This window comes from Pseudomonas sp. DCB_AW (assembly GCF_026240895.1).
Taxonomy (GTDB): domain Bacteria; phylum Pseudomonadota; class Gammaproteobacteria; order Pseudomonadales; family Pseudomonadaceae; genus Aquipseudomonas; species Aquipseudomonas kermanshahensis.
Window position 1 is genome coordinate 1 of record NZ_JAPFCE010000026.1, and the last position, 25485, is coordinate 25485.

The window sequence follows — 25485 nt, forward strand, 5'->3', positions numbered from 1 at the left end:
TTGAAATGGTAATGCCAGGTGACAACATTCAGATGACTGTCACTCTGATCAAGACCATCGCAATGGAAGACGGTCTGCGCTTCGCTATCCGTGAAGGCGGTCGTACCGTCGGCGCCGGCGTCGTAGCAAAAATTATTGAATAAGTAGTTGATTTACTTGATCAGGCCGGTATAATGGCCGGCCTGATACAGCGTTACAGGTCAGTAGCTCAATTGGCAGAGCGACGGTCTCCAAAACCGTAGGTTGGGGGTTCGATTCCCTCCTGACCTGCCATTCACCTCGGTGTGATTGGCTTTCTTCTCACAGGATCCTCCCCGATGACTCCCAAAACTGAAGCCCAAGAATCGCGTTTTGATCTGTTCAAGTGGCTGGCTGTAGTTGCTTTGGTGGTTGTTGGCGTCGTGGGTAATCAGTATTACTCCGCCTCCCCAATCCTGTATCGCGTACTCGCATTGCTCGCCCTGGCTGCGGCTGCTGGCTTTGTTGCCTTGCAGACTGCGAAGGGTAAGTCGTTCTTTGCGCTGGCGAAGGAAGCTCGTACCGAGATCCGTAAAGTCGTGTGGCCGACCCGCCAAGAAACCACTCAGACCACGCTGATTGTCGTGGCTGTAGTTCTGGTTATGGCGCTGCTGTTGTGGGGTCTTGATTCCCTGCTCGGCTGGGCGGTCTCCTTGATTGTTGGCTAAGGGTGTCCCGTGGCTAAGCGTTGGTACGTAGTGCATGCTTACTCGGGTTACGAGAAGCATGTGATGCGCTCGCTGATCGAGCGCGTCAAGCTGGCTGGCATGGAAGACGGTTTCGGCGAAATTCTGGTTCCGACCGAAGAAGTCGTTGAAATGCGTAACGGCCAAAAGCGCAAAAGTGAGCGCAAATTCTTCCCTGGCTATGTACTGGTCCAGATGGAGATGAACGAAGGGACTTGGCACTTGGTCAAGGATACCCCTCGTGTGATGGGCTTTATTGGTGGTACCGCAGACAAGCCTGCGCCAATCACTGATAAAGAAGCAGAGGCTATCCTGCGTCGCGTTGCCGACGGCAGCGACAAGCCGAAGCCGAAGACGCTGTTCGAGCCAGGTGAAGTGGTTCGTGTCATTGACGGTCCGTTTGCTGACTTCAATGGCAGTGTCGAAGAGGTTAACTACGAAAAGAGTCGCCTCCAGGTGGCGGTGCTCATTTTCGGTCGCTCTACTCCGGTGGAGCTCGAGTTCAGCCAGGTCGAGAAGGTCTAGGCGAACGAAGCATCCCATACCCCGCAGCCCTGTGTGCTGCGGGGTTTTGTCGTCACTGGGATAAAACGCAAGTCATCCGGGGAGCCATCTGGCGTTTGTACCCGATTTTGGAGTAGCTCATGGCTAAGAAGATTCAGGCTTACATCAAGCTGCAAGTTAAGGCCGGCCAGGCCAACCCAAGCCCACCCGTTGGTCCAGCACTGGGCCAACACGGTGTGAACATCATGGAATTCTGCAAGGCCTTCAACGCCCGTACTCAGGGTCAAGAAGCCGGCCTGCCGACTCCTGTGATCATCACTGTTTACAGCGACCGTAGCTTCACCTTCGAGACCAAGAGCACCCCTGCCTCGGTTCTGCTGAAGAAAGCTGCTGGCCTGACCAGTGGTTCGGCTCGTCCGAACACCGTTAAAGTCGGTACCGTGACCCGTGCTCAGCTCGAAGAGATCGCCAAGACTAAACAGGCTGATCTGACCGCTGCTGACCTGGACGCTGCTGTACGCACCATCGCTGGCTCTGCCCGCAGCATGGGCCTGAACGTGGAGGGTGTGTAATGGCTAAGCTGACCAAGCGCCAAAAGGCCATTGCTTCGAAAATCGAAGCTGGCAAAGTTTACAACTTCGAAGAAGCAGCAGTGCTGCTGGCCGAACTGTCCACCGTGAAGTTCAGCGAATCCTTCGACGTTGCCGTCAACCTCGGCGTTGACCCGCGTAAATCCGACCAGGTCGTTCGTAGCGCTACTGTGCTGCCACACGGCACTGGCAAGACCGTACGCGTTGCCGTCTTCACCCAGGGTCCAGCTGCTGAGGCCGCTCTGGCTGCCGGCGCTGACCGTGTAGGTATGGACGATCTGGCTGCAGAAATGAAAGCCGGCGACCTGAACTATGACGTCGTCATCGCATCGCCTGATGCCATGCGCGTTGTTGGTCAGCTGGGTCAGGTTCTGGGTCCTCGCGGCCTGATGCCTAACCCGAAAGTGGGTACTGTGACTCCAGACGTAGCCGGCGCTGTCAAAAACGCCAAGGCTGGTCAGGTTCGCTACCGTACCGACAAGAACGGTATCATTCACACCTCCGTTGGCAAAGTCGGCTTCGAAGCTGGCAAGCTGAAGGAAAACGTTGAAGCCCTGATCGCTGATCTGAAGCGTATCAAGCCAGCTTCTTCGAAAGGTATCTACGTCAAGCGCGTTACCCTGAGCACCACTATGGGCCCAGGCCTGGTCATCGACCAGGGTTCGCTGAACGCGTAAGGCCATGGCGGTGCGACGTGTCGCGCCGCCAGCAAAAAATTGGGGTCCCTGCCTGGCGGGGGCTATCCAAGACCGTAGGCGGCGCAAGCCTTAAACCACAAGCCTACGCAGATGGTGCTCCCGATTCGTTATCGAATCAGACACCAAAACGACATCCGGCTTCGGCCAGATGAAACGGTAGAAACCAGGAGTAAACCCGTGGCAATTAAACTCGAAGACAAGAAGGCCATCGTCGCTGAAGTCAACGAGGCTGCCAAAGTCGCTCTGTCCGCTGTCGTGGCTGATGCCCGTGGTGTGACTGTAGGCGCAATGACCGGACTCCGTAAAGAGGCTCGTGAAGCTGGCGTTTACGTACGTGTCGTACGTAACACCCTGCTCAAGCGCGCTGTTGCCGATACTGAATTCAGTGTCCTCAACGACGCCTTCACTGGCCCGACCCTGATCGCTTTCTCCAACGAACACCCGGGCGCTGCTGCTCGTCTGTTCAAAGAGTTCGCCAAGGGTCAGGACAAGTTCGAGATCAAGGCAGCTGCGTTTGACGGCAAATTCATTGCCGCCAACCAGATCGATGTACTGGCTACCTTGCCGACCCGTGACGAAGCTATCGCACGTCTGATGAGCGTGATTCAAGGCGCCACCAGCAAGCTGGCTCGTACTCTGGCGGCCGTTCGCGACCAGAAAGAAGCTGCTGCTGCCTAAGGCGGCGTAACCTCTTTCAAAATCATTTGTTTAATTTGATGGCTGCGAAGGCTGTCACCCCAATACAGGATTTAAGTCATGTCCCTGACTAACGAGCAAATCATCGAAGCAATCGGCCAGAAAACCGTTCTGGAAGTTGTTGAGCTGATCAAAGCTATGGAAGAAACCTTCGGCGTTACCGCTGCTGTTGCCGCTGCTGGCCCAGCTGCTGCTGCTGCCGTTGTTGAAGAGCAAACCGAGTTCAACGTTGTTCTGGTTGAAGCCGGCGAGAAGAAAGTAAACGTGATCAAGGCCGTTCGTGAACTGACCGGTCTGGGCCTGAAAGAAGCCAAAGAGAAAGTCGACGGCGCTCCTCAGGTCGTAGCTGAAGGCGTTTCGAAAGAAGCCGCTGAAGACGCTAAGAAGAAGCTGGAAGAAGCAGGCGCTAAAGTCGAGCTGAAGTAATTTCGACTTTGCGATGCCAGCCTGAGCGTTGAGCACAAGGCTGATGGCTGGTGGCTTATGCCACCGGCCTTTTTCCGTTATTGGTGGCCGATCAGATCGGCCCCGATAACGAGCTGCAAGACACCCATGTGGGTGGCGCAAACCAAGGGGTTTGCACGATTTTCTGGCTGCTCCCGCCGGGAGAAGCCAAACAAGCAGGTGACCAAGCTGGGGAACGCTGATGGCTTACTCATACACTGAGAAAAAACGTATCCGCAAGGACTTTAGCAAGTTGCCGGACGTCATGGATGTGCCTTACCTCCTGGCCATCCAGCTGGATTCGTATCGCGAATTCCTGCAAGCGGGAGCATCCAAGGATCAGTTCCGCGACGTCGGCCTGCACGCGGCCTTCAAATCGGTATTCCCGATCATCAGCTACTCCGGCAATGCTGCCCTGGAGTACGTAGGCTATCGCCTGGGCGAACCCGCCTTCGATGTGAAGGAATGTGTCCTGCGTGGCGTGACCTTCGCGGTCCCACTGCGGGTCAAGGTGCGCCTGATCATCTTCGACAAGGAATCGTCGAACAAAGCGATCAAGGACATCAAAGAGCAAGAAGTCTACATGGGTGAAATCCCCCTGATGACTGAGAACGGTACCTTCGTAATCAACGGTACCGAGCGTGTGATCGTTTCCCAGCTGCACCGTTCGCCTGGTGTGTTCTTCGACCACGACCGTGGCAAGACGCACAGCTCCGGCAAGCTGCTGTACTCCGCTCGCATCATCCCTTACCGCGGCTCCTGGCTGGACTTCGAGTTCGACCCGAAGGACTGCGTGTTCGTGCGTATCGACCGTCGCCGCAAACTGCCGGCCTCGGTACTGCTGCGCGCACTGGGTTACAGCACCGAAGAGGTTCTGAACACCTTCTACACCACCAACGTGTTCCACGTTTCCGGCGAAAAACTCAGCCTGGAACTGGTACCTCAGCGTCTGCGTGGTGAAGTTGCGGTCATGGACATCCATGACGAAACCGGCAAGGTCATTGTCGAGCAGGGTCGCCGCATCACTGCGCGCCACATCAACCAGCTCGAGAAAGCCGGCGTCAAGCAGCTCGACGTTCCTATGGAATACGTCCTGGGCCGCACCACCGCCAAGGCTATCGTGCATCCGGCTACCGGCGAGATCCTGGCCGAGTGCAACACCGAGCTGACCACCGAGCTGCTGATCAAGGTCGCCAAGGCACAGGTCGTCCGTATCGAGACCCTGTACACCAACGACATCGATTGCGGTCCGTTCATCTCGGACACCCTGAAGATCGACACCACCAGCAACCAGCTGGAAGCCCTGGTCGAAATCTATCGCATGATGCGTCCAGGCGAGCCGCCAACCAAGGATGCTGCCGAGACCCTGTTCAACAACCTGTTCTTCAGCGCCGAGCGTTACGACCTGTCCGCCGTAGGCCGCATGAAGTTCAACCGTCGTATCGGTCGTACCGAGATCGAAGGTTCGGGCGTGCTGAGCAAGGAAGACATCGTCGAGGTCCTCAAGACCCTGGTCGACATCCGTAACGGCAAAGGCATCGTCGACGACATCGACCACCTGGGTAACCGTCGCGTACGTTGCGTCGGCGAGATGGCCGAGAACCAGTTCCGTGTTGGCCTGGTGCGCGTTGAGCGTGCGGTCAAGGAACGTCTGTCGATGGCCGAAAGCGAAGGCCTGATGCCGCAAGACCTGATCAACGCCAAGCCGGTAGCGGCGGCGGTGAAAGAGTTCTTCGGTTCCAGCCAGCTGTCGCAGTTCATGGACCAGAACAACCCGCTTTCCGAGATCACCCACAAGCGCCGCGTTTCTGCACTCGGCCCTGGCGGTCTGACCCGTGAGCGTGCTGGCTTCGAAGTCCGTGACGTACACCCGACCCACTACGGCCGTGTGTGCCCGATCGAGACCCCTGAAGGTCCGAACATCGGTCTGATCAACTCCCTGGCAGCCTATGCCCGCACCAACCAGTACGGCTTCCTCGAAAGCCCGTATCGCGTGGTGAAGGAAGGCGTGGTCAGCGACGACATCGTGTTCCTGTCGGCCATTGAAGAAGCGGATCACGTTATCGCCCAGGCTTCGGCCGCGATGAACGAGAAGAAGCAGCTGATCGATGAGCTGGTAGCAGTTCGTCACCTGAATGAATTCACCGTCAAGGCGCCAGAAGACGTCACCTTGATGGACGTTTCGCCGAAGCAGGTTGTTTCGGTCGCAGCGTCGCTGATTCCGTTCCTCGAGCACGACGACGCCAACCGTGCACTCATGGGTTCGAACATGCAGCGTCAGGCTGTACCGACCCTGCGCGCTGACAAGCCGCTGGTAGGTACCGGCATGGAGCGCAACGTTGCCCGTGACTCCGGCGTCTGCGTCGTGGCCCGTCGTGGCGGCGTGATCGACTCGGTCGATGCCAGCCGTATCGTCGTGCGTGTTGCCGATGACGAAGTCGAAACCGGTGAAGCAGGTGTAGATATCTACAACCTGACCAAATACACCCGTTCGAACCAGAACACTTGCATCAACCAGCGTCCGCTGGTCAGCAAGGGTGATGTGGTCAAGCGTCACGACATCATGGCCGACGGCCCGTCCACCGATATGGGTGAACTGGCACTGGGTCAGAACATGCGCATCGCGTTCATGGCGTGGAACGGCTTCAACTTCGAAGACTCCATCTGCCTGTCCGAGCGTGTGGTTCAGGAAGATCGCTTCACCACGATCCACATTCAGGAACTGACCTGTGTGGCGCGTGACACCAAGCTTGGCCCAGAGGAAATCACCGCAGACATCCCGAACGTGGGTGAAGCTGCGCTGAACAAGCTGGACGAAGCCGGTATCGTTTACGTAGGTGCCGAAGTCGGCGCTGGCGACATTCTGGTTGGTAAGGTCACTCCGAAAGGCGAGACCCAGCTGACGCCGGAAGAGAAGCTGCTGCGTGCCATCTTCGGTGAGAAGGCAAGCGACGTTAAAGACACCTCCCTGCGTGTGCCAACCGGCACCAAGGGTACTGTCATCGACGTCCAGGTCTTCACCCGTGACGGCGTTGAGCGCGACAGCCGCGCCCTGGCCATCGAGAAGATGCAGCTGGACGAGATCCGCAAGGACCTCAACGAAGAGTTCCGCATCGTCGAAGGTGCAACCTTCGAGCGTCTGCGTTCCGCCCTGAACGGCCAAGTGGTCGACGGTGGTGCGGGCCTGAAGAAAGGCACCGTGATCACTGACGAAGTACTGGACGGTCTGGAGCACGGCCAGTGGTTCAAACTGCGCATGGCCGAAGACGCGCTGAACGAACAGCTGGAAAAGGCTCAGGCTTACATCGTCGATCGCCGTCGTCTGCTGGACGACAAGTTCGAAGACAAGAAGCGCAAGCTGCAGCAAGGCGACGACCTGGCACCGGGCGTACTGAAGATCGTCAAGGTCTACCTGGCTATCCGCCGCCGCATCCAGCCGGGCGACAAGATGGCAGGCCGTCACGGTAACAAAGGTGTGGTCTCGGTGATCATGCCGGTCGAAGACATGCCGCACGACGCCAACGGTACTCCGGTCGACGTCGTACTGAACCCACTGGGCGTACCTTCGCGTATGAACGTTGGTCAGATCCTTGAAACCCACCTGGGCCTCGCGGCCAAAGGCCTGGGCGAGAAGATCGACCGGATGCTCGAAGAGCAGCGCAAAGCCGCTGAGCTGCGCGTGTTCCTGACCGAGATCTACAACGAGATCGGTGGTCGTCAGGAAAGCCTGGAAGAGTTCACCGACGCAGAGATCCTTGCCCTGGCGAACAACCTGAAGAAGGGCGTGCCTATGGCTACCCCAGTCTTCGACGGTGCCAAGGAAAGCGAGATCAAGGCCATGCTGAAACTGGCAGACATGCCAGAAAGCGGCCAGATGGTGCTGTTCGATGGCCGTACCGGCAACAAGTTCGAGCGTCCTGTGACCGTTGGTTACATGTACATGCTCAAGCTGAACCACTTGGTGGACGACAAGATGCACGCGCGTTCCACTGGTTCCTATAGCCTGGTTACCCAGCAGCCGCTGGGTGGTAAGGCGCAGTTCGGTGGTCAGCGTTTCGGGGAGATGGAAGTGTGGGCGCTGGAAGCATACGGCGCGGCATACACCCTGCAAGAAATGCTCACAGTGAAGTCGGACGACGTGAACGGCCGTACCAAGATGTACAAGAACATCGTGGATGGCGATCACCGTATGGAGCCGGGCATGCCCGAGTCCTTCAACGTGTTGATCAAAGAGATCCGTTCGCTCGGTATCGATATCGATCTGGAAACCGAATAACACGTGACGCGAAGGGGAGCGGGGCAGGTAATGCCCGCTTCCTGCTCCGCCAGGAGGAAAGGCCTTGAAAGACCTACTGAATTTGCTGAAAAACCAGGGTCAAGTCGAAGAGTTCGACGCCATCCGCATCGGTCTGGCGTCGCCTGAAATGATCCGTTCGTGGTCGTTCGGTGAAGTTAAGAAGCCGGAAACCATCAACTACCGTACGTTCAAACCTGAGCGTGACGGCCTGTTCTGCGCCAAGATTTTTGGCCCAGTCAAGGACTACGAGTGCCTGTGCGGCAAGTACAAGCGCCTCAAGCACCGCGGTGTGATCTGCGAGAAGTGCGGCGTTGAAGTTGCCCTGGCCAAGGTTCGTCGTGAGCGCATGGCGCACATCGAACTGGCCTCGCCGGTTGCCCACATCTGGTTCCTGAAGTCGCTGCCGTCCCGTATCGGCCTGCTGATGGACATGACCCTGCGTGATATCGAGCGCGTTCTCTACTTCGAGAGCTACGTCGTTATCGACCCAGGCATGACCACCCTTGAAAAAGGCCAGCTGCTGAACGACGAGCAGTACTTCGAAGCGCTGGAAGAGTTCGGTGACGACTTCGACGCCCGCATGGGTGCCGAGGCTGTCCGCGAGCTGCTGCACGCTATCGACCTGGAGCACGAGATCGGTCGCCTGCGTGAAGAGATTCCGCAGACCAACTCGGAAACCAAGATCAAGAAGCTGTCCAAGCGCCTGAAGCTGATGGAAGCTTTCCAGGGCTCGGGCAACCTGCCTGAGTGGATGGTCCTGACCGTCCTGCCAGTACTGCCGCCGGACCTGCGTCCGCTGGTACCGCTGGATGGCGGCCGCTTCGCGACCTCCGACCTGAACGACCTGTATCGTCGGGTGATCAACCGTAACAACCGTCTGAAGCGCCTGCTCGATCTGTCGGCGCCGGACATCATCGTGCGCAACGAAAAGCGCATGCTGCAGGAAGCGGTCGACGCCCTGCTGGACAACGGCCGTCGCGGTCGCGCCATCACTGGCTCGAACAAGCGTCCGCTGAAGTCCCTGGCTGACATGATCAAAGGTAAGCAAGGTCGTTTCCGTCAGAACTTGCTCGGTAAGCGCGTGGACTACTCCGGTCGTTCGGTAATTACCGTAGGCCCGACCCTGCGTCTGCACCAGTGCGGTCTGCCGAAGAAAATGGCCCTCGAGCTGTTCAAGCCGTTCATTTTCGGCAAGCTGGAAATGCGTGGTCTGGCGACCACCATCAAGGCTGCCAAGAAGATGGTCGAGCGCGAGCTGCCAGAGGTGTGGGACGTTCTCGCCGAGGTCATCCGCGAACACCCCGTACTGCTCAACCGTGCACCGACCCTTCACCGTCTGGGTATCCAGGCGTTCGAGCCTGTGCTCATCGAAGGTAAGGCGATCCAGCTGCACCCGTTGGTCTGTGCGGCGTACAACGCCGACTTCGACGGTGACCAGATGGCCGTTCACGTGCCGCTGACGCTGGAAGCCCAGCTCGAAGCGCGCGCGCTGATGATGTCGACCAACAACATTCTGTCGCCAGCCAACGGTGAGCCAATCATCGTTCCGTCGCAGGACGTTGTACTGGGTCTGTACTACATGACCCGTGAAGCCATCAACGCCAAGGGCGAAGGTCGCGTATTCGCTGACCTGCAAGAAGTCGACCGCGTATTCCGCGCCGGCGAAGCTGCCCTGCACGCGAAAATCAAGGTCCGTATCAACGAGACCGTGAATGACCGTGATGGCTCCGTCACCAAGAACACCCGCATCGTCGACACCACCGTCGGCCGTGCGCTGTTGTTCCAGGTTGTACCGGCAGGTCTGCCGTACGACGTGGTCAACCAGCCGATGAAGAAGAAAGCGATCTCCAAGCTGATCAACCAGTGCTACCGCGTGGTTGGTCTGAAAGAGACCGTCATCTTCGCTGACCAGCTGATGTACACCGGCTTTGCCTACTCGACCATTTCCGGCGTTTCGATCGGTGTTAACGACTTCGTTATCCCGGACGAAAAAGCCCGCATCATCGGTACTGCTACCGACGAAGTGAAGGAAATCGAGAGCCAGTACGCCTCCGGCCTGGTAACCCAGGGCGAGAAGTACAACAAGGTCATCGACTTGTGGTCGAAGGCGAACGACGAAGTGTCCAAGGCGATGATGGCCAACCTCTCGAAAGAGAAGGTCATCGACCGCGAGGGCAAGGAAGTCGAGCAAGAGTCCTTCAACTCGATGTACATGATGGCTGACTCGGGTGCGCGGGGTTCCGCAGCACAGATCCGTCAGCTGGCCGGTATGCGTGGTCTGATGGCCAAGCCGGACGGCTCGATCATCGAGACGCCGATCACCGCGAACTTCCGTGAAGGTCTGAGCGTACTCCAGTACTTCATCTCGACTCACGGTGCTCGTAAGGGTCTGGCGGATACCGCACTGAAAACAGCGAACTCCGGTTACCTGACGCGTCGTCTGGTAGACGTGGCGCAAGATCTGGTCGTGACCGAGATCGACTGTGGCACCGACCACGGCCTGCTGATGACTCCGCACATCGAAGGCGGTGACGTTGTCGAGCCGCTGGGTGAGCGCGTACTGGGTCGTGTCATTGCCCGTGACGTGTTCAAGCCAGGCACCGAGGACGTCATCGTCCCAGCCGGTACCCTGGTTGACGAGCAGTGGGTCGAGTTCATCGAGCTGAACAGCATCGACGAAGTTATCGTGCGTTCGCCGATCAACTGCGAAACCCGCTACGGTATCTGCGCCAAATGCTACGGTCGTGACCTGGCTCGTGGTCACCAGGTGAACATCGGTGAAGCTGTCGGCGTTATCGCTGCACAGTCGATCGGTGAGCCGGGTACCCAGCTGACCATGCGTACGTTCCACATCGGTGGTGCTGCAAGCCGGACCTCGGCTGCCGACAGCGTCCAGGTGAAGAACGGCGGTATGGTTCGTCTGCACAACCTGAAGCAGGTCGTGCGCGCCGATGGCAACCTGGTTGCCGTATCGCGTTCCGGCGAGCTGGCCATTGCCGATGAATTCGGTCGTGAGCGTGAGCGTTACAAGCTGCCTTACGGTGCGGTCATTTCGGTCAAGGAAGGTGACAAGGTCGAAGCTGGCGCCATCGTCGCCAAGTGGGACCCGCACACCCACCCGATCGTTACCGAGCTGAAAGGTACCGTGACCTTCGTGGGCATGGAAGAAAACATCACCATCAAGCGTCAGACCGACGAACTGACTGGTTTGACCAACATCGAAGTTCTGGACGTCAAGGATCGCCCTGCCGCAGGCAAGGAAATCCGTCCGGCAATCAAGATGGTCGATGCCAACGGCAAGGACCTGTACCTGCCAGGTACCGACGTACCGGCTCAGTACTTCCTGCCGGCCAACGCCCTTGTTGGTGTGGCTGACGGTGCACAGATCGGTGTTGGTGACGTTATCGCGCGTATCCCGCAAGAAACGTCGAAGACCCGCGACATCACCGGTGGTCTGCCGCGCGTTGCCGACTTGTTCGAAGCGCGTCGTCCGAAAGAAGCCTCGATTCTGGCTGAAGTCAGCGGCACCATCGCGTTCGGTAAAGAGACCAAAGGCAAGCGCCGTCTGGTCATTACGCCGACCGACGGTAGCGATCCGTACGAAGAGCTGATTCCGAAGTGGCGCCACCTGAACGTCTTCGAAGGCGAACAGGTAAACCGCGGCGAAGTTATCTCCGACGGCCCGAGCGATCCGCACGACATCCTGCGTCTGCTGGGTGTGAGCGCGCTGGCCAAGTACATCGTCAACGAGATCCAGGACGTTTACCGCCTGCAAGGCGTTAAGATCAACGACAAGCACATCGAGACCATCCTGCGTCAGATGCTGCGTAAGGTCGAGATCGCTGAGTCGGGTGATTCCAGCTTCATCAAGGGCGACCAGATGGAACTGACTCACGTACTGGTCGAGAACGAGCGTCTCGCCAGCGAAGACAAGTTCATCTCGAAGTTCTCGCGTGTGCTGCTGGGTATTACCAAGGCGTCGCTGTCGACCGAATCGTTCATCTCCGCGGCTTCCTTCCAGGAAACCACCCGCGTACTGACCGAAGCGGCTGTCACCGGCAAGCGCGATTACCTGCGCGGCCTGAAAGAGAACGTGGTCGTGGGTCGTCTGATCCCGGCCGGTACTGGTCTGGCTTACCACAGCGAGCGCAAGCGCCGCCGTGATGCCGACAAACCGCTGCGTGTGAGCGCCAGTGAGGTGGAAGCCGCACTGACCGAAGCGCTGAATTCCAGCGGTAACTAAGTACAGGGCAGGGCCCCGGCAAGCCCCGAACGGCCATCGTCGACATGAATTGTTGCCGATGACCGGGCGGGGAGGGCCGGGGCCTCGTCTTGACTGGGTGCAAGATCCTCCGTAGACTTTTGTACCCTTAAATTTGGTGAGGCTCCGTCTCGCCAATTTTTGGCTTTCTTGCAAGACAATAGAGTCGCAAGACAATCAGTGGAGCTAGTAGATGGCAACTATCAACCAGCTGGTACGTCAGCCGCGTAAGCGTTCGGTCGAGAAGTCCGACGTTCCTGCGCTGCAGAACTGCCCGCAACGTCGTGGCGTGTGCACCCGCGTGTACACCACCACGCCGAAAAAACCTAACTCGGCACTGCGTAAAGTTTGCCGTGTGCGTCTGACCAACGGTTTCGAGGTTTCCTCGTACATCGGCGGTGAAGGCCACAACCTGCAAGAGCACAGCGTCGTCCTGATCCGTGGCGGCCGTGTAAAAGACTTGCCAGGTGTTCGTTACCACACCGTTCGCGGCTCTCTGGATACTTCGGGCGTTAAAGGCCGTAACCAGGGTCGTTCGAAGTACGGTACCAAGCGTCCGAAGTAATCGGTCGTTTGCACCCATCCATTTTTTTGAGTCGATAAGAGTAAGGTCGGGCAGGGGTCGAAGACCCACGTCCCGGGCTAACCTGAAGACCGTTTGAGGGCTTATCATGCCAAGACGTCGTGTAGCAGCAAAACGTGAGATTCTGGACGATCCTAAATACGGATCCCAAATCCTCGCCAAGTTCATGAACCACGTGATGGAAAGCGGCAAGAAGGCCGTGGCCGAGCGCATCGTTTACGGTGCACTGGACAAGGTCAAAGAGCGCAAGAACAGCGACCCCCTGGAAATCTTCGAGAAAGCTCTCGACGCCATCGCTCCGCTGGTCGAAGTAAAGTCCCGTCGTGTCGGCGGTGCCACTTACCAGGTTCCGGTTGAAGTTCGTCCATCCCGTCGTAATGCTCTGGCAATGCGCTGGCTCGTAGACTACGCCCGCAAGCGCGGCGAGAAGTCGATGGCTCTGCGCCTGGCTGGCGAGCTGCTGGATGCTGCTGAAGGCAAGGGTGCTGCAGTCAAGAAGCGTGAAGACGTTCACCGTATGGCTGAAGCCAACAAAGCGTTCTCGCACTACCGCTTCTAATTCAAGCATCAATCATTTTGCGAGGGCTTTATGGCTCGTACTACAGCAATTAACCGCTACCGTAACATTGGTATCTGTGCCCACGTTGACGCGGGCAAGACCACCACTACCGAGCGGATCCTGTTCTACACAGGCCTGAGCCACAAGATGGGCGAGGTGCACGACGGCGCCGCGACCACCGACTGGATGGTTCAGGAGCAGGAGCGGGGTATTACCATTACCTCCGCTGCCGTAACTACCTTCTGGAAGGGCTCTGTTGGTCAGTACGACAACTACCGCGTAAACGTCATCGATACCCCCGGCCACGTTGACTTCACCATTGAAGTAGAGCGTTCGCTGCGCGTACTCGACGGCGCGGTCGTTGTGTTCTGCGGTACCTCCGGCGTTGAGCCTCAGTCCGAAACCGTATGGCGTCAGGCCAACAAATACGGCGTTCCACGTGTTGTTTACGTGAACAAGATGGACCGTGCCGGTGCAAACTTCCTGCGCGTCGTAGGTCAGATCAAGAACCGTCTGGGTCACACCCCGGTTCCTGTTCAGCTGGCCATCGGTTCGGAAGATAACTTCCAGGGTCAGGTCGACCTGATCAAGATGAAGGCTATCTACTGGAACGACGACGACAAAGGCACCACCTATCGCGAGGAAGAAATTCCTGCCGATATGCTGGAGCTGGCTGAAGAGTGGCGCTCCAACATGGTTGAGGCGGCTGCCGAGGCCAGCGAAGAGCTGATGAACAAGTACCTGGAAGGCGAAGAGCTGACCGTCGAAGAGATCAAAGCCGGTCTGCGCGCGCGCACCCTGGCCAGCGAAATCGTACCGGCCGTCTGCGGTTCGTCGTTCAAGAACAAGGGCGTTCCCCTGGTTCTCGACGCCGTCATCGACTACCTGCCTGCTCCGACCGAGATTCCTGCAATCCAGGGTATCAACCCGGATGACAAGGATCTGGACAAAGACGATCCGGCTGTTCGTAAAGACGAGCGTCACGCTGACGACGACGAGCCGTTCTCGGCTCTGGCGTTCAAGATCGCGACTGACCCGTTCGTGGGTACTCTTACCTTCGTTCGCGTCTACTCGGGTGTTCTGACCTCCGGTGACTCCGTCATCAACTCGGTCAAGGGCAAGAAAGAGCGCGTTGGTCGTATGGTGCAGATGCACGCCAACCAGCGTGAAGAGATCAAGGAAGTGCGCGCTGGCGACATCGCGGCCCTGATCGGCATGAAGGACGTGACCACAGGCGAAACCCTGTGCAACGCCGACAAGCCAATCATCCTTGAGCGTATGGACTTCCCTGAGCCGGTTATTTCGCTCTCCGTAGAGCCGAAAACCAAGGCTGACCAGGAGAAGATGGGTATCGCTCTGGGCAAACTGGCCCAGGAAGACCCGTCGTTCCGCGTCAAGACCGACGAAGAGACTGGTCAGACCATCATCTCGGGCATGGGTGAGCTGCACCTGGACATCCTCGTTGACCGCATGAAGCGCGAGTTCAACGTCGAAGCCAACATCGGTAAGCCTCAGGTTTCGTACCGCGAGAAGATCACCAAGTCCAACGTCGAGATCGAAGGCAAGTTCGTTCGTCAGTCGGGCGGTCGTGGTCAGTTCGGTCACTGCTGGATCCGTTTCTCGGAGCCGGACGTCGACGAGAAGGGCAACATCACCGAAGGTCTGGTCTTCACCAACGAAGTCGTTGGTGGTGTGATTCCTAAGGAATTCATCGCCCCGATCCAGAAGGGTATCGAAGAGCAGATGAAAAACGGCGTTGTTGCCGGCTATCCGCTGCTCGGCCTGAAGGCCACGGTATTCGACGGTTCGTACCACGACGTCGACTCCAACGAAATGGCGTTCAAAATCGCTGCTTCGATGGCGACCAAGCAACTGGCCCAGAAGGGCGGTGGCGTGGTGCTTGAGCCGATCATGAAGGTCGAAGTTGTAACCCCGGAAGACTACCTGGGTGACGTGATGGGTGACCTGAGCCGTCGTCGCGGGATGATCCAGGGTAATGAAGACTCGGTGTCCGGCAAGGTAATCACTGCTGAGGTACCGCTCGGAGAAATGTTCGGTTATGCGACCGACGTTCGTTCCATGTCTCAGGGTCGCGCAAGCTACTCCATGGAATTCTCCAAATACGCCGAAGCTCCGTCGAACATCGTCGAAGCACTCGTTAAAAAACAAGGCTAATCCCCTTTAGGCAAGAGGTTCACTGTCGTGGCTAAAGAAAAATTTGATCGTTCCCTTCCCCACGTTAACGTCGGCACCATCGGCCACGTTGACCACGGTAAGACTACTCTGACCGCAGCTCTGACTCGCGTCTGCTCCGAAGTTTTCGGTTCGGCAGTCGTTGAGTTCGACAAGATCGACTCGGCTCCGGAAGAAAAAGCGCGCGGTATCACCATCAACACCGCTCACGTCGAGTACAACTCGAACATTCGTCACTACGCTCACGTCGACTGCCCAGGTCACGCTGACTACGTGAAGAACATGATCACCGGTGCTGCCCAGATGGACGGCGCGATCCTGGTTTGCTCGGCCGCCGATGGTCCGATGCCACAAACCCGTGAGCACATCCTGCTGTCCCGTCAGGTTGGCGTTCCGTACATCGTGGTCTTCCTGAACAAGGCTGACCTGGTAGACGACGCTGAGCTGCTGGAACTGGTCGAGATGGAAGTTCGCGACCTGCTGTCCACCTACGACTTCCCAGGCGACGACACCCCGATCATCATCGGTTCGGCTCGTATGGCGCTGGAAGGCAAAGACGACAACGAAATGGGCACCAGCGCTGTCAAGAAGCTGGTTGAAACTCTGGACAGCTACATCCCAGAGCCAGAGCGTGCTATCGACAAGCCGTTCCTGATGCCAATCGAAGACGTATTCTCGATCTCGGGTCGTGGTACCGTTGTTACCGGCCGTATCGAGCGTGGTATCGTCCGCGTTCAAGATCCGCTGGAAATCGTTGGTCTGCGTGACACCACCACCACCACCTGCACCGGTGTTGAGATGTTCCGCAAGCTGCTGGACGAAGGCCGTGCTGGCGAGAACTGCGGCGTTCTGCTGCGTGGTACCAAGCGTGACGACGTTGAGCGTGGCCAGGTTCTGGTCAAGCCAGGTTCGGTCAAGCCGCACACCAAGTTCACCGCAGAAGTCTACGTCCTGTCGAAGGAAGAAGGCGGCCGTCACACTCCGTTCTTCAAAGGCTACCGTCCTCAGTTCTACTTCCGTACCACTGACGTGACCGGTAACTGCGAACTGCCGGAAGGCGTTGAAATGGTAATGCCAGGTGACAACATTCAGATGACTGTCACTCTGATCAAGACCATCGCAATGGAAGACGGTCTGCGCTTCGCTATCCGTGAAGGCGGTCGTACCGTCGGCGCCGGCGTCGTAGCCAAAATCATCGAGTAATCACTCGACCGATTGAAAAAACCCCCGCTCAGCGGGGGTTTTTTTTATTGGGTTGACACTAAATTGGGGCGTCTATAGAATCACGCCTCCTTTTAGCGGGCGTAGTGCGTCCGTTGGGAACAGCCTGGAGTCTGAAATCCAATGCAAAATCAGCAAATCCGTATCAGGTTGAAGGCTTTCGACCATCGCCTGATCGACCAATCCACCCAGGAAATCGTGGAAACCGCGAAACGTACTGGTGCACAAGTGCGTGGTCCAATTCCACTGCCTACCCGCAAAGAGCGTTTCACCGTTCTGGTCTCCCCGCACGTCAACAAAGACGCGCGTGACCAGTACGAGATTCGCACTCATAAGCGTGTTCTGGACATCGTCCAGCCAACGGATAAAACCGTTGACGCGCTGATGAAGCTTGATCTCGCGGCAGGTGTGGAAGTGCAGATCAGCCTCGGCTAAGACTTCGGTCTTGTCCGTGTAACGCTCTGAAATGGGCGGCCATAGCGGGTGAAAGCCCCGTACACTCATGAGGTTACAACATGACTATTGGTGTAGTCGGTCGTAAATGCGGTATGACCCGCGTTTTCACCGAAGAAGGTGTCTCCATTCCGGTCACGGTCATTGAGATCGAGCCGAATCGCGTCACCCAGTTCAAGACTGAAGAAACCGATGGCTACCGTGCAGTGCAAGTCACTGTCGGCGAGCGTCGTGCTTCGCGTGTGACTGCTGCTCAAGCAGGTCACTTCGCTAAAGCGAACGTTGCCGCTGGTCGCGGTGTCTGGGAGTTCCGCCTTGAAGAAGGCGAGTTCCAGGCTGGCGACTCGATCAAAGCTGAACTCTTCACTGCAGGCCAGCTGGTAGACGTTACTGGTCAGTCCAAAGGTAAAGGCTTCGCCGGTACCATCAAGCGCTGGAACTTCCGTGGTCAGGACAACACCCACGGTAACTCCGTGTCGCACCGCGTCCCAGGCTCCATCGGCCAGTGCCAGACTCCTGGTCGTGTGTTCAAGGGCAAAAAAATGTCCGGTCACATGGGCGCCGAGCGCGTGACTGTTCAGTCCCTGGAAGTAGTACGCGTAGACGCTGAACGCAACCTGCTGCTGATCAAGGGTGCCGTACCTGGCGCTACTGGCGGCGACGTGGTTGTACGTCCGGCTGTCAAGGCTCGCGGTTAAGGGGAAACTGACATGCAACTTAATGTAAATGACGCTCAGGCGATCGAAGTTTCCGAACTGACTTTCGGTGGCGAATTCAACGAGACGCTGGTTCACCAAGCAGTCGTGGCCTACATGGCCGGCGGCCGTCAGGGCACCAAGCAGCAAAAGACCCGTTCCGACGTGGCTGGTGGCGGTAAGCGCCCATGGCGTCAGAAGGGTACTGGCCGTGCTCGTGCTGGTACCACTCGTGGTCCGATCTGGCGTGGCGGTGGTGTTACCTTCGCAGCTCGCCCTCAAGATCACTCGCAAAAGCTCAACAAGAAGATGTATCGCGCAGCTCTGCGCTCCATCCTCGCTGAGCTGGTGCGTAGCGACCGTCTGGTCGTGGTTCAGGACTTCGCTGTTGAAGCACCGAAAACCAAAGATCTGCTGAACAAGCTGAACGGCATGGGTCTGAGCGACGTTCTGATCGTTTCGGACGCTGTTGATCAGAACCTGTACCTGGCTGCTCGCAACCTGCCACACGTCGATGTACGTGACGTGCAAGGTTCCGACCCGGTCAGTCTGATCGCATACGAGAAAGTGTTGATCACTGTCTCGGCCGTGAAGAAATTCGAGGAGCTGCTGGGATGAACCAGGAACGCGTATTCAAAGTCCTCCTTGGCCCGCACGTTTCCGAGAAGGCTACCGTTCTGGCTGAGAAAAAAGGCCAGTTCGTATTCAAGGTTGCTACTGACGCAACCAAGCTGGAAATCAAGAAAGCTGTCGAAGGCCTGTTCAACGTAAAAGTTGAAAACGTGTCGACCGTTAACGTTCTGGGTAAAACCAAGCGTACCGCACGTGGTCTGGGCAAGCGTAATGACTGGAAGAAGGCAATTGTCTCCCTTCAGCCAGGCCAAGATCTCGATTTCAGCAGCAGTGCTGAGTAAGGAAGGGGTGCATCATGGCAATCGTTAAATGCAAACCGACTTCCCCTGGCCGCCGTTTCGTGGTCAAGGTGGTCAACAAGGAGCTCCACAAAGGCGCTCCTCACGCACCGCTGCTCGAGAAGAAATCGAAGTCTGGTGGTCGTAACAACAATGGCCGCATTACCACTCGTCACGTTGGTGGTGGTCATAAGCAGCATTACCGTCTGGTCGACTTCCGTCGCAACGACAAAGATGGCATCCCAGCCACTGTCGAGCGTATCGAATACGATCCAAACCGTACTGCTCACATCGCCCTGCTGTGCTATGCAGACGGTGAGCGTCGCTACATCATCGCCCCTAAAGGCGTGAGCGCTGGCGACCAGCTGATCGCAGGTTCCCTGGCCCCAATCAAGGCCGGTAACTCCCTGCAGCTGCGTAACATCCCAGTAGGTAGCACCATTCACGGCATCGAACTGAAGCCGGGTAAAGGTGCACAGATCGCTCGTTCCGCTGGTGCTTCGGCTCAGCTGATCGCTCGCGAAGGTGTCTACGTGACCCTGCGTCTGCGCTCTGGTGAAATGCGTAAAGTACTGGCTGAGTGCCGTGCGACCCTGGGCGAAGTCTCGAACTCCGAGCACAGCCTGCGTTCGCTGGGTAAAGCAGGTGCCAAACGCTGGCGCGGCGTTCGCCCAACCGTTCGTGGCGTTGCCATGAACCCGGTTGACCACCCGCATGGTGGTGGTGAAGGTCGTACCTCCGGTGGTCGTCATCCGGTATCGCCATGGGGCTTCCCAACCAAGGGTGCTAAAACCCGTGGTAATAAGCGTACCGACAACATGATCGTCCGTCGTCGCAAGTAACTAGAGGGATACGACAGTGCCACGTTCTCTGAAAAAAGGTCCTTTTATCGATCTTCACCTGTTGAAGAAGGTCGAAGTGGCGGTGGAGAAGAACGATCGCAAGCCAGTTAAAACCTGGTCGCGTCGCTCGATGATCCTGCCACAAATGGTCGGTCTGACCATCGCGGTTCACAACGGTCGCCAACATGTCCCAGTTCTCGTGAACGAAGACATGGTCGGCCACAAACTGGGCGAGTTCGCCGGTACCCGCACCTATCGCGGGCACGTGGCTGACAAGAAAGCCAAGCGTTAAGGGGTAAGGAAATGGAAGTAGCCGCTAAGTTGTCGGGCGCTCGCATCTCCGCCCAGAAAGCCCGCTTGGTCGCCGACCAGATCCGCGGGAAGAAGGTGGGCGAAGCGCTCAACCTGTTGGCCTTCAGCAGCAAAAAAGCCGCTGAAATCATGAAGAAAGTCCTCGAGTCGGCCGTTGCCAACGCCGAACACAACGAAGGCGCAGACGTTGATGACCTGAAGGTCTCCACCGTCTTCGTCAACGAAGGGCGTTCGCTGAAGCGCATCATGCCACGTGCCAAAGGCCGTGCTGATCGCATCGTCAAGCGGTCTTGCCATATCACTGTCAAGGTTGCGGACAAGTAACGGAGTCGATCAGATGGGTCAGAAAGTACATCCCACTGGCATTCGCCTGGGAATCGTCAAGGAGCACACCTCCGTCTGGTACGCAGACGGTGCTACTTACGCAGATTACCTGTTGAAGGATCTGAAAACACGTGAGTACCTCCAAGACAAACTAAAAAGCGCGTCCGTAAGCCGTATCGATATTCATCGTCCGGCTCAAACTGCACGCATCACCATCCACACCGCTCGTCCCGGTATCGTTATCGGTAAGAAAGGTGAGGATGTCGAGAAGCTGCGTCAGGACCTGACCAAGCAGATGGGTGTGCCTGTGCACATCAACATCGAAGAGATCCGCAAGCCGGAACTCGACGCTATGCTGGTTGCGCAGAGCGTAGCTCAGCAGCTGGAACGCCGCGTAATGTTCCGTCGCGCCATGAAGCGCGCCGTACAGAACGCCATGCGTATTGGTGCCAAGGGCATCAAGATCCAGGTGAGCGGTCGTCTCGGCGGCGCCGAGATTGCTCGTACCGAGTGGTATCGCGAAGGTCGTGTGCCTCTGCACACCCTGCGTGCCGATATCGACTACAACACCTACGAAGCTCACACCACTTACGGTGTGATCGGTGTGAAGGTTTGGATCTTCAAAGGCGAAGTTATTGGTGGTCGCCAAGAAGAACTGAAACCACAAGCACCAGCGCCTCGTAAAAAAGCTGCTAAGTAAGGGGTACGCCAAATGTTGCAACCAAAGCGTACAAAATTCCGCAAGCAGATGACTGGCCACAACCGTGGTCTGGCACTGCGCGGTAGCAAAGTCAGCTTCGGCGAATTCGCCCTGAAAGCTGTTGCTCGCGGTCGCCTCACCGCTCGCCAGATCGAGTCGGCACGTCGTGCTCTGACTCGTCACGTGAAACGTGGCGGTAAGATCTGGATCCGTGTCTTCCCGGACAAGCCGATCTCCAAGAAACCTCTCGAGGTTCGTATGGGTAAAGGTAAGGGTTCCGTGGAATACTGGGTTGCCCAGATCCAGCCAGGCAAAGTCCTGTACGAGATCGAGGGTGTTTCTGAAGAGCTGGCGCGCGAAGCTTTCGCCCTGGCTGCTGCAAAGCTGCCTCTCGCCACCTCCTTTGTTAAGCGGACGGTGATGTGATGAAAGCGAATGAACTTCGTGAAAAATCGGCACAGCAGCTGAACGAGCAACTGCTCGGCTTGCTGCGCGACCAGTTCAATCTGCGTATGCAGAAAGCAACTGGCCAGTTGGGGCAGTCGCACCTGCTCTCGCAAGTTAAGCGTGACATCGCTCGCGTGAAAACTGTGCTCAACCAGCAGGCAGGTAAGTGATCATGGCTGAAGCTGAAAAAACCGTCCGTACGCTGACTGGCCGTGTCGTCAGCGACAAAATGGACAAGACCATCACCGTTCTGATCGAGCGTCGCGTAAAGCACCCGATCTACGGTAAATACGTTAAGCGTTCGACTAAGCTGCACGCGCACGACGAAGCCAACCAGTGCAAGATCGGCGACAAGGTTTCCATCCGTGAAACCCGTCCGCTGGCCAAGACCAAGTCCTGGGCACTGGTTGAAGTCCTCGAACGCGCTGTTGAAGTCTAAGGGCTAGGGGTCGGAGAAATTTTATGATTCAGACTCAATCCATGCTCGATGTGGCCGATAACAGCGGCGCTCGTCGCGTCATGTGCATCAAGGTACTCGGCGGTTCGCACCGCCGTTACGCCGGCATCGGTGACATCATCAAAGTAACCGTCAAGGAAGCAATTCCGCGCGGTAAGGTCAAAAAAGGCCAAGTGATGACCGCTGTTGTCGTCCGTACCCGTCACGGTGTACGTCGCGCTGACGGTTCCATCATTCGTTTCGACGGCAACGCTGCTGTTCTGCTGAACAACAAGCAAGAGCCGATCGGCACTCGCATCTTCGGGCCAGTGACCCGTGAACTTCGTACTGAGAAGTTCATGAAGATCGTCTCGCTCGCCCCTGAAGTGCTGTAAGGAGATCCGACATGCAAAAGATTCGTCGTGACGACGAGATCATCGTGATCGCCGGCAAAGACAAAGGTAAGCGCGGTAAGGTGCTGAAGGTTCTCGCTGATGACCGTCTGGTCATCGGTGGCGTGAACCTGGTCAAGCGTCATACCAAGCCTAACCCGATGGCGGGCGTTCAGGGCGGTATCGTCGAGAAAGAAGCGCCTCTGCACGCTTCCAACGTTGCCATCTTCAACGGCGAAACCAACAAGGCTGACCGCGTTGGTTTCAAAGTAGAAGACGGTAAGAAAATTCGTGTCTTCAAGTCGACCCAAAAAGCGGTTGATGCTTGAACACTGCTAGGTAGAAGACCATGGCACGACTGAAAGAGATTTACCGGAACGAAATCGCTCCCAAGCTTAAGGAAGAACTTAAGCTGTCGAACGTGATGGAAGTTCCGCGCGTTACCAAAATCACCCTGAACATGGGTCTGGGCGAAGCGATCGGCGACAAAAAAGTCATCGAGCACGCTGTTGCCGACCTGGAAAAGATCACCGGTCAAAAGCCGGTCGTGACTTTCGCTCGTAAATCCATCGCGGGCTTCAAAGTCCGTGAAGGATGGCCGATCGGCGTCAAGGTGACCCTGCGTAGCGACAAGATGTACGAATTCCTGGACCGCCTGCTGGCGATCTCCCTGCCTCGGGTTCGCGACTTCCGCGGCCTGAATGCCAAGTCCTTCGATGGCCGTGGCAACTACAGCATGGGCGTGAAAGAGCAGATCATCTTCCCGGAAATCGATTACGACAAGATCGATGCTCTGCGCGGTTTGGACATCACCCTGACCACCACTGCTCGTTCGGATGACGAAGGCCGCGCTCTGCTGCGTGCTTTCAAATTCCCGTTCCGCAACTGATTGGAGTAGGAAAATGGCCAAGAAGAGCATGAAAAACCGCGAGCTGAAGCGTCAGCTCACGGTAGCCAAGTTCGCCAAAAAGCGTGCTGAGCTGAAAGCGACCATCGTCAACCTGAGCGCCTCTCCAGAAGAGCGTTTCGCTGCCGTTGTCGCTCTGCAGAAGCAGCCACGTGATGCCAGCGCTGCGCGTCTGCGCAACCGTTGCCGCCTGACCGGTCGTCCTCACGGTGTATACCGTAAGTTCGGCCTGGGCCGTAACATGCTGCGTCAAGCGGCAATGCGCGGTGACGTACCAGGTCTGGTCAAGGCCTCCTGGTAATCGCTGCAGGTGTGATCCCGGTGGAAGGGGAGCAATCTTCCGACCGCCGGTGACCTCGCCAACAAACAAGCCCCTATATGGGGCTTGTTTCGTTTCTACCTTGTGTCTAGAATGACCGGCTCACCTGAGCCTGGGTTTTTTGCCCAATCCGCTCGGGTGGTTGTGATAGCCGCAAGGCTAATAATTCTTGTATCAGGAGCATCTAGCCCATGAGTATGCAGGACCCGTTAGCGGACATGCTAACTCGCATCCGTAATGCCCAGATGGCTGAAAAGTCCGTCGTAAGCATGCCTTCCTCTACGCTGAAGGTCGCGGTTGCCAAAGTTCTGAAGGATGAAGGTTACATCGCTGGCTACCAAGTCAGTGGCGAAGCCAAGCCCTCCCTGTCGATCGAACTGAAGTACTTCGAAGGCCGTCCGGTCATCGAGGAACTGAAGCGCTCCAGCCGTCCAGGCCTGCGCCAGTACAAGGCCGTTACCGATCTGCCGAAAGTACGTGGCGGTTTGGGCGTGTCTATTGTCTCCACCAACAAAGGTGTGATGACTGATCGCGCTGCGCGCGCTGCCGGTGTCGGCGGCGAAGTTCTCTGCACAGTGTTCTAAGGGGGGATAGACATGTCTCGCGTCGCTAAGAACCCCGTTAAGCTGCCATCTGGTGTCGAAGTCAAATTCGCCGGCCAGCAGCTTTCGGTGAAGGGTGCCAAAGGCACTCTCGAACTGAACGTTCACTCGTCTGTTGAAGTTACCGAAGAGTCTGGTGAGCTGCGTTTCGTCGCTCGCAATGGTGACCAGCAAGCTCGCGCCATGGCCGGTACTACCCGTGCTCTGGTCAACAACATGGTCCAGGGCGTAAGCCAAGGCTTCGAGCGCAAGCTCCAGCTGGTCGGTGTTGGTTACAAGGCACAGGCCAAGGGCACTATCCTGAACCTGGCCCTGGGCTTCTCGCACCCAGTGGACTACGAACTGCCAGCCGGTATCACCGCTGAAACGCCTAGCCAGACCGACATCCTGATCAAGGGTATCGACAAGCAGCTGGTAGGTCAGGTGGCCGCTGAAATCCGCGACTTCCGTCCACCAGAGCCTTACAAAGGTAAAGGTGTGCGTTACGCGGACGAAGTAGTCCGTCGTAAAGAAGCCAAGAAGAAGTAGGGCCTAGCAAATGACCGACAAAAAAGTTACTCGACTGCGTCGCGCTCGCAAAGCACGCCTCAAGATGCACGAACTCGAAGTCGTGCGCCTGTGCGTGTTCCGCTCCTCGCAGCACATCTACGCCCAGGTCATTTCGGCCGACGGCAGCAAGGTTCTGGCAAGCGCCTCGACCTTGGACAAAGACCTGCGTGATGGCGCCACTGGCAACATCGACGCGGCCACTAAGGTTGGCAAGCTGGTAGCTGAGCGTGCGAAAGCCGCCGGTGTATCTCAAGTTGCCTTTGACCGTTCCGGCTTCAAGTACCATGGCCGCGTCAAAGCGCTGGCTGATGCTGCTCGTGAAGGCGGGCTGGAGTTCTAAGTTATGGCAAATAACGATCAAAAGCGCGACGAAGGCTACATCGAGAAGCTGGTTCAAGTTAACCGCGTTGCCAAGACCGTAAAAGGCGGCCGTATCTTCACCTTCACCGCGTTGACCGTGGTTGGTGATGGTAAAGGTCGTGTCGGCTTCGGCCGTGGCAAATCGCGCGAAGTACCTGCTGCGATCCAGAAAGCCATGGAAGCTGCTCGTCGCAACATGATCCAGGTTGACCTGAAGGGCACCACCCTGCAGTACGCCACCAAGGCTGCCCACGGCGCCTCGAAGGTTTACATGCAGCCTGCCTCGGAAGGTACCGGTATCATCGCCGGCGGTGCAATGCGTGCTGTCCTGGAAGTTGCTGGCGTTCAGAACGTTCTGGCCAAGTGCTACGGTTCGACCAACCCAGTGAACGTGGTTTACGCCACCTTCAAGGGTCTGAAAGCCATGCAATCTCCTGAATCCATTGCTGCCAAGCGCGGCAAGAGCGTCGAGGAGATCTTCTGATC

General features: G+C 57.2%; 32 protein-coding genes, 1 tRNA gene and 1 pseudogene. All 34 read left to right on the forward strand.

Annotated elements, in window-relative coordinates; translation table 11 throughout:
• Positions 1 to 143 (forward strand): annotated as a pseudogene (locus tag OO306_RS15565) (elongation factor Tu); the annotation flags it as partial.
• A gap of 54 nt (positions 144 to 197) precedes the next feature.
• A tRNA-Trp gene (locus tag OO306_RS15570) sits at positions 198 to 273 on the forward strand.
• A 44-nt stretch (positions 274 to 317) separates the two neighbouring features.
• Positions 318 to 686, forward strand: coding sequence for a preprotein translocase subunit SecE (secE, locus tag OO306_RS15575; protein ID WP_027595465.1), 369 nt, complete (start codon positions 318 to 320; stop codon positions 684 to 686).
• A 9-nt stretch (positions 687 to 695) separates the two neighbouring features.
• Positions 696 to 1229 carry a transcription termination/antitermination protein NusG gene (nusG, locus tag OO306_RS15580; RefSeq protein WP_003255501.1) on the forward strand — a complete coding sequence of 178 codons (534 nt, stop codon included), beginning with the start codon at positions 696 to 698 and terminating at the stop codon, positions 1227 to 1229.
• A gap of 119 nt (positions 1230 to 1348) precedes the next feature.
• On the forward strand, positions 1349 to 1780 hold the full coding sequence (gene rplK / locus OO306_RS15585) for a 50S ribosomal protein L11 (RefSeq protein WP_027595466.1): 432 nt from the start codon (positions 1349 to 1351) through the stop codon (positions 1778 to 1780).
• On the forward strand, positions 1780 to 2475 hold the full coding sequence (rplA, locus tag OO306_RS15590; RefSeq protein WP_027595467.1) for a 50S ribosomal protein L1: 696 nt from the start codon (positions 1780 to 1782) through the stop codon (positions 2473 to 2475). Before rplK ends, rplA begins: the two co-directional genes overlap by 1 nt.
• A gap of 198 nt (positions 2476 to 2673) precedes the next feature.
• A complete protein-coding gene (gene rplJ, locus OO306_RS15595; protein ID WP_027595468.1) occupies positions 2674 to 3174 on the forward strand; it encodes a 50S ribosomal protein L10 in 501 nt (166 codons plus the stop codon).
• A gap of 78 nt (positions 3175 to 3252) precedes the next feature.
• Positions 3253 to 3618 (forward strand): 50S ribosomal protein L7/L12, encoded by a 366-nt coding sequence (gene rplL / locus OO306_RS15600; protein ID WP_007957596.1) that lies wholly within the window; start codon positions 3253 to 3255, stop codon positions 3616 to 3618.
• Between the two features lie 50 nt (positions 3619 to 3668).
• Positions 3669 to 3839, forward strand: coding sequence for a hypothetical protein (locus OO306_RS15605; RefSeq protein ID WP_155951450.1), 171 nt, complete (start codon positions 3669 to 3671; stop codon positions 3837 to 3839).
• The gene (gene rpoB / locus OO306_RS15610; protein ID WP_027595469.1) at positions 3839 to 7912 is read left to right on the forward strand and encodes a DNA-directed RNA polymerase subunit beta; all 4074 of its coding nucleotides are present in this window, start codon (positions 3839 to 3841) and stop codon (positions 7910 to 7912) included. The genes OO306_RS15605 and rpoB overlap by 1 nt, the downstream gene beginning before the upstream one ends.
• A 64-nt stretch (positions 7913 to 7976) precedes the next feature.
• Entirely contained in the window at positions 7977 to 12176 is a 4200-nt protein-coding gene (rpoC, locus tag OO306_RS15615; RefSeq protein ID WP_027595470.1) for a DNA-directed RNA polymerase subunit beta', read from the forward strand.
• A gap of 211 nt (positions 12177 to 12387) precedes the next feature.
• Positions 12388 to 12759 (forward strand): 30S ribosomal protein S12, encoded by a 372-nt coding sequence (rpsL, locus tag OO306_RS15620; RefSeq protein ID WP_003255492.1) that lies wholly within the window; start codon positions 12388 to 12390, stop codon positions 12757 to 12759.
• A 106-nt stretch (positions 12760 to 12865) separates the two neighbouring features.
• Complete coding sequence (rpsG, locus tag OO306_RS15625) at positions 12866 to 13336, forward strand: 30S ribosomal protein S7 (protein ID WP_008089143.1); 471 nt, start codon at positions 12866 to 12868, stop codon at positions 13334 to 13336.
• A gap of 30 nt (positions 13337 to 13366) precedes the next feature.
• Positions 13367 to 15511 carry an elongation factor G gene (fusA, locus tag OO306_RS15630; protein WP_027595471.1) on the forward strand — a complete coding sequence of 715 codons (2145 nt, stop codon included), beginning with the start codon at positions 13367 to 13369 and terminating at the stop codon, positions 15509 to 15511.
• Between the two features lie 27 nt (positions 15512 to 15538).
• Entirely contained in the window at positions 15539 to 16732 is a 1194-nt protein-coding gene (gene tuf, locus OO306_RS15635) for an elongation factor Tu (protein ID WP_016484647.1), read from the forward strand.
• Positions 16733 to 16873: 141 nt separating this feature from the next.
• On the forward strand, positions 16874 to 17185 hold the full coding sequence (rpsJ, locus tag OO306_RS15640; RefSeq protein ID WP_003186070.1) for a 30S ribosomal protein S10: 312 nt from the start codon (positions 16874 to 16876) through the stop codon (positions 17183 to 17185).
• Between the two features lie 80 nt (positions 17186 to 17265).
• On the forward strand, positions 17266 to 17901 hold the full coding sequence (rplC, locus tag OO306_RS15645; protein WP_027594871.1) for a 50S ribosomal protein L3: 636 nt from the start codon (positions 17266 to 17268) through the stop codon (positions 17899 to 17901).
• Positions 17902 to 17913: 12 nt separating this feature from the next.
• A complete protein-coding gene (gene rplD / locus OO306_RS15650) occupies positions 17914 to 18516 on the forward strand; it encodes a 50S ribosomal protein L4 (protein WP_003255485.1) in 603 nt (200 codons plus the stop codon).
• A complete protein-coding gene (gene rplW / locus OO306_RS15655; protein WP_003255484.1) occupies positions 18513 to 18812 on the forward strand; it encodes a 50S ribosomal protein L23 in 300 nt (99 codons plus the stop codon). Before rplD ends, rplW begins: the two co-directional genes overlap by 4 nt.
• Before the next feature lie 14 nt (positions 18813 to 18826).
• Positions 18827 to 19651 (forward strand): 50S ribosomal protein L2, encoded by an 825-nt coding sequence (rplB, locus tag OO306_RS15660; protein WP_027594872.1) that lies wholly within the window; start codon positions 18827 to 18829, stop codon positions 19649 to 19651.
• 16 nt (positions 19652 to 19667) lie between these two features.
• The gene (rpsS, locus tag OO306_RS15665) at positions 19668 to 19943 is read left to right on the forward strand and encodes a 30S ribosomal protein S19 (protein WP_003255482.1); all 276 of its coding nucleotides are present in this window, start codon (positions 19668 to 19670) and stop codon (positions 19941 to 19943) included.
• Between the two features lie 11 nt (positions 19944 to 19954).
• On the forward strand, positions 19955 to 20287 hold the full coding sequence (gene rplV / locus OO306_RS15670) for a 50S ribosomal protein L22 (RefSeq protein ID WP_003103908.1): 333 nt from the start codon (positions 19955 to 19957) through the stop codon (positions 20285 to 20287).
• A gap of 13 nt (positions 20288 to 20300) precedes the next feature.
• Complete coding sequence (rpsC, locus tag OO306_RS15675; protein WP_003255481.1) at positions 20301 to 20987, forward strand: 30S ribosomal protein S3; 687 nt, start codon at positions 20301 to 20303, stop codon at positions 20985 to 20987.
• 12 nt (positions 20988 to 20999) lie between these two features.
• Positions 21000 to 21413, forward strand: a complete 414-nt coding sequence (rplP, locus tag OO306_RS15680) for a 50S ribosomal protein L16 (RefSeq protein ID WP_003255479.1) — start codon at positions 21000 to 21002, stop codon at positions 21411 to 21413.
• Positions 21413 to 21604: a 50S ribosomal protein L29 gene (rpmC, locus tag OO306_RS15685; RefSeq protein ID WP_002555481.1), complete on the forward strand. Its 192-nt coding sequence runs from the start codon at positions 21413 to 21415 to the stop codon at positions 21602 to 21604. The genes rplP and rpmC overlap by 1 nt, the downstream gene beginning before the upstream one ends.
• Before the next feature lie 2 nt (positions 21605 to 21606).
• On the forward strand, positions 21607 to 21873 hold the full coding sequence (gene rpsQ, locus OO306_RS15690) for a 30S ribosomal protein S17 (RefSeq protein WP_003255478.1): 267 nt from the start codon (positions 21607 to 21609) through the stop codon (positions 21871 to 21873).
• Positions 21874 to 21896: 23 nt separating this feature from the next.
• Positions 21897 to 22265, forward strand: a complete 369-nt coding sequence (rplN, locus tag OO306_RS15695; protein WP_002555479.1) for a 50S ribosomal protein L14 — start codon at positions 21897 to 21899, stop codon at positions 22263 to 22265.
• 11 nt (positions 22266 to 22276) lie between these two features.
• Entirely contained in the window at positions 22277 to 22591 is a 315-nt protein-coding gene (gene rplX, locus OO306_RS15700; protein WP_003255476.1) for a 50S ribosomal protein L24, read from the forward strand.
• Between the two features lie 20 nt (positions 22592 to 22611).
• On the forward strand, positions 22612 to 23151 hold the full coding sequence (gene rplE, locus OO306_RS15705) for a 50S ribosomal protein L5 (protein ID WP_003255474.1): 540 nt from the start codon (positions 22612 to 22614) through the stop codon (positions 23149 to 23151).
• Between the two features lie 13 nt (positions 23152 to 23164).
• Positions 23165 to 23470, forward strand: a complete 306-nt coding sequence (gene rpsN, locus OO306_RS15710; protein WP_265969284.1) for a 30S ribosomal protein S14 — start codon at positions 23165 to 23167, stop codon at positions 23468 to 23470.
• A gap of 209 nt (positions 23471 to 23679) precedes the next feature.
• On the forward strand, positions 23680 to 24072 hold the full coding sequence (gene rpsH, locus OO306_RS15715) for a 30S ribosomal protein S8 (RefSeq protein ID WP_027594873.1): 393 nt from the start codon (positions 23680 to 23682) through the stop codon (positions 24070 to 24072).
• Positions 24073 to 24084: 12 nt separating this feature from the next.
• A complete protein-coding gene (gene rplF / locus OO306_RS15720; RefSeq protein WP_027594874.1) occupies positions 24085 to 24618 on the forward strand; it encodes a 50S ribosomal protein L6 in 534 nt (177 codons plus the stop codon).
• A gap of 10 nt (positions 24619 to 24628) precedes the next feature.
• Positions 24629 to 24979 (forward strand): 50S ribosomal protein L18, encoded by a 351-nt coding sequence (gene rplR, locus OO306_RS15725; RefSeq protein WP_008089801.1) that lies wholly within the window; start codon positions 24629 to 24631, stop codon positions 24977 to 24979.
• A gap of 3 nt (positions 24980 to 24982) precedes the next feature.
• Complete coding sequence (rpsE, locus tag OO306_RS15730; protein WP_003255465.1) at positions 24983 to 25483, forward strand: 30S ribosomal protein S5; 501 nt, start codon at positions 24983 to 24985, stop codon at positions 25481 to 25483.
• Positions 25484 to 25485 lie beyond the last annotated feature (2 nt).

Bases quoted from the DNA above. Each gene is read 5' to 3' on its own strand.
- rpsQ (WP_003255478.1), top strand. From the start codon at position 21,607: ATGGCTGAAGCTGAAAAAACCGTCCGTACGCTGACTGGCCGTGTCGTC.
- rpsH (WP_027594873.1), top strand. From the start codon at position 23,680: ATGAGTATGCAGGACCCGTTAGCGGACATGCTAACTCGCATCCGTAAT.
- rplW (WP_003255484.1), top strand. From the start codon at position 18,513: ATGAACCAGGAACGCGTATTCAAAGTCCTCCTTGGCCCGCACGTTTCC.
- rplN (WP_002555479.1), top strand. From the start codon at position 21,897: ATGATTCAGACTCAATCCATGCTCGATGTGGCCGATAACAGCGGCGCT.
- rplL (WP_007957596.1), top strand. From the start codon at position 3,253: ATGTCCCTGACTAACGAGCAAATCATCGAAGCAATCGGCCAGAAAACC.
- rpsE (WP_003255465.1), top strand. From the start codon at position 24,983: ATGGCAAATAACGATCAAAAGCGCGACGAAGGCTACATCGAGAAGCTG.
- secE (WP_027595465.1), top strand. From the start codon at position 318: ATGACTCCCAAAACTGAAGCCCAAGAATCGCGTTTTGATCTGTTCAAG.
- rpoB (WP_027595469.1), top strand. From the start codon at position 3,839: ATGGCTTACTCATACACTGAGAAAAAACGTATCCGCAAGGACTTTAGC.
- rplF (WP_027594874.1), top strand. From the start codon at position 24,085: ATGTCTCGCGTCGCTAAGAACCCCGTTAAGCTGCCATCTGGTGTCGAA.
- rplE (WP_003255474.1), top strand. From the start codon at position 22,612: ATGGCACGACTGAAAGAGATTTACCGGAACGAAATCGCTCCCAAGCTT.
- rpsJ (WP_003186070.1), top strand. From the start codon at position 16,874: ATGCAAAATCAGCAAATCCGTATCAGGTTGAAGGCTTTCGACCATCGC.
- rpsC (WP_003255481.1), top strand. From the start codon at position 20,301: ATGGGTCAGAAAGTACATCCCACTGGCATTCGCCTGGGAATCGTCAAG.
- rplA (WP_027595467.1), top strand. From the start codon at position 1,780: ATGGCTAAGCTGACCAAGCGCCAAAAGGCCATTGCTTCGAAAATCGAA.
- rplP (WP_003255479.1), top strand. From the start codon at position 21,000: ATGTTGCAACCAAAGCGTACAAAATTCCGCAAGCAGATGACTGGCCAC.
- fusA (WP_027595471.1), top strand. From the start codon at position 13,367: ATGGCTCGTACTACAGCAATTAACCGCTACCGTAACATTGGTATCTGT.
- rpmC (WP_002555481.1), top strand. From the start codon at position 21,413: ATGAAAGCGAATGAACTTCGTGAAAAATCGGCACAGCAGCTGAACGAG.
- rpsG (WP_008089143.1), top strand. From the start codon at position 12,866: ATGCCAAGACGTCGTGTAGCAGCAAAACGTGAGATTCTGGACGATCCT.
- rpsN (WP_265969284.1), top strand. From the start codon at position 23,165: ATGGCCAAGAAGAGCATGAAAAACCGCGAGCTGAAGCGTCAGCTCACG.
- rplD (WP_003255485.1), top strand. From the start codon at position 17,914: ATGCAACTTAATGTAAATGACGCTCAGGCGATCGAAGTTTCCGAACTG.
- rplB (WP_027594872.1), top strand. From the start codon at position 18,827: ATGGCAATCGTTAAATGCAAACCGACTTCCCCTGGCCGCCGTTTCGTG.
- rplV (WP_003103908.1), top strand. From the start codon at position 19,955: ATGGAAGTAGCCGCTAAGTTGTCGGGCGCTCGCATCTCCGCCCAGAAA.
- rplK (WP_027595466.1), top strand. From the start codon at position 1,349: ATGGCTAAGAAGATTCAGGCTTACATCAAGCTGCAAGTTAAGGCCGGC.
- rpsL (WP_003255492.1), top strand. From the start codon at position 12,388: ATGGCAACTATCAACCAGCTGGTACGTCAGCCGCGTAAGCGTTCGGTC.
- rplX (WP_003255476.1), top strand. From the start codon at position 22,277: ATGCAAAAGATTCGTCGTGACGACGAGATCATCGTGATCGCCGGCAAA.
- rplC (WP_027594871.1), top strand. From the start codon at position 17,266: ATGACTATTGGTGTAGTCGGTCGTAAATGCGGTATGACCCGCGTTTTC.
- rplR (WP_008089801.1), top strand. From the start codon at position 24,629: ATGACCGACAAAAAAGTTACTCGACTGCGTCGCGCTCGCAAAGCACGC.